A 2,142-nucleotide genomic window follows, 5' to 3' on the forward strand; every position below is an offset into this window, starting at 1 on the left:
AGTGGGAACCAACATCACAAAAGTGTTCATGTTGTGGATTCAAGGGTGGAAAGTTAGACCTTTCAGTAAGGGAGTGGGAATGTCTCAACTGTGGTACAAAACACGACCGTGATGAAAATGCAGCAATCAATATATTGGTTGCGGGCGGGCAGTCCGAGACAAAAAACGGACGCGGAGGCAAGCGTAACCTACCCCCATCCCCTCCCGGGAGGGGAGCAAGAGGGGTGGGTGCAGCAGCCTGTGTTAGCGGAGCTTTGCGCCAGCAAAACGTCAACCCGCCGAGGAGCTACGGCTCGGTAGGAATCCCCCTGCCTTTAGGCCGGGGAGGATGTCAAAGGTTAATTATGCTCAAAATTATTCCCTTCAATGGAAATTTCTTCTAGGTCAACATAATTTACTTTCCCTAATTTAACTTCCTTGGGCACATTAGTTACCTCATATTTAGTACCTTTGGGAACTAAAACTTCGCTTTCACTATACATTGCAGAAAAATCACTAATAGACACTCCCGAATGATTATGCTTTACCCGAATCACTACTTGGTAACAATGACCGGAATAAGTCTCAGCAATCTTTGGATCGCAAGTAAAACTGGTGACTGAATCTAAAGTATAATCTCCGTGGGGTTTTAATTGTTTAATAAAAGATTTTATTGATTTTTCACTAAAAGACATACCCCGATAAATATCACCATCATAAGCGGGCATTTTGTGCATAAAATTGTTAAGAATTTTAACATTCCCTTCGTTTTTTCCTTCTTTATCTGCCCGTCTAATTTTACGAAAATCTGAAGTAGTAAATCTTTCAAGTGCGGATAATGATTTTGCTGCTTCAATAGAACTCATTCCGCTTAATTTAGCAACCTGAGCAACGAGTTTGTTGTTTTCGCAAAGTACAACATTGTTCATAAAGTTCATCTCAACTCGATACTTTTTATTATCTCCTAAAATTACTCAAAAAGTAACCCATTCATTTAGATGATTTTTGCCTCATCCAGATGGGTGAGTTTGAAGCTTAAAATTGATCCTGACCTAATATTGCCAGCAATTTCTCAATAATTCTTCAAGAAAATTCAATAAGTATAAATAACTAATAAGTCCTAATAAAATACTATAAATTCTAATTTAATTAGTAAATTAGTAAGAAATAATCTATCAATACTTTCCCGATCAACTTGTAAAAGTACAAACTTTAGCAATAACTACCTGGACTTAAATCTTAGCAAGACCTTCCTAAAATATGAAGATAAATTACGGTCTTTTTGAGTGTAGGTTATGACCATGTTATATCATGTCAGCTCGGGTAGCGCGATAGAACTCCGTTCCGCGCTGCGAACATAAAATTCTTAGGTGGCGCGATGGTATAGCGCTGCGCGCAGGCAACAGCTCATTTGGGAACAGCTCCGGAAGGGGGAATAAAAAGCTGATAATATAAGAATTTTAGCTATTGGACAACTCCTGCAATTTGTAAATATGCCAGCGAACATTGCTATAGGTGTAAATTCAAGAGGGAACACTGGAAACGGAGCGAAAATGTGAGATATTTCTTCAATATTTAGGGGAGAATATTTTTATGATACTTAATCATCCGGATATGATGTTATACCAAGTGTGATAAATGTTTGCTACATTATTTTTATACCTAATTAAATGGATTTGATATCAAAGATAGCTCGAAAAACTATAACGTTGGAGTTTTTTTGATGGCTCTATTCTATTGCTAGAGTCTGGCAAAAGCCTTAATTTACCGTCGGTACAATAATTCCATTCCCCAAGGCGATCGCTTTTGTGGGTCGGTTAAACATCTCAAAACTATTGTACAATAGATAAATAAGAACCCCCTTGAAAAACTATAACGTTGGAGTTTTTTTTGATTTATCTATTTTATTGCTAGAGTCTGGCAAAAACCTTAATTTACCGTCGGTACAATAATTCCATTCCCCAAGGCGATCGCTTTTGTGGGTCGGTTAAACATCTCAAAACTATTGTACAATAGATAAATAAGAACCCCTTTGAAAAACTATAACGTTGGAGTTTTTTGATTTATCTATTCTATTGCTAGAGTCTGGCAAAAGCCTTAATTTACCGTCGGTGCAATAATTCCATTCCCCAAGATGATCGCTTTTGTGGGTAAGAATTCCGA

General features: G+C 37.6%; 2 protein-coding genes. One reads left to right on the forward strand and one right to left on the reverse strand.

Going from position 1 to position 2,142, the window contains the following annotated elements; genetic code table 11:
* On the forward strand, positions 1–383 hold a 383-nt coding region (locus F6K13_RS29955; protein ID WP_287289396.1), incomplete at its 5' end, for a zinc ribbon domain-containing protein.
* On the opposite strand, the gene F6K13_RS29960 is transcribed toward F6K13_RS29955, so the two are convergent.
* On the reverse strand, positions 339–908 hold the full coding sequence (locus F6K13_RS29960; protein ID WP_161564375.1) for an ADP-ribosyltransferase: 570 nt from the start codon (positions 906–908) through the stop codon (positions 339–341). The genes F6K13_RS29955 and F6K13_RS29960 overlap by 45 nt on opposite strands.
* Between the last annotated feature and the right edge of the window lie 1,234 nt (positions 909–2,142).

It is taken from the genome of Okeania sp. SIO2B9 (genome assembly GCF_010672505.1).
In the GTDB taxonomy this organism is placed as follows: domain Bacteria; phylum Cyanobacteriota; class Cyanobacteriia; order Cyanobacteriales; family Microcoleaceae; genus Okeania; species Okeania hirsuta.

Bases quoted from the DNA above. Each gene is read 5' to 3' on its own strand.
- F6K13_RS29960 (WP_161564375.1), bottom strand. From the start codon at position 908: ATGAACAATGTTGTACTTTGCGAAAACAACAAACTCGTTGCTCAGGTT.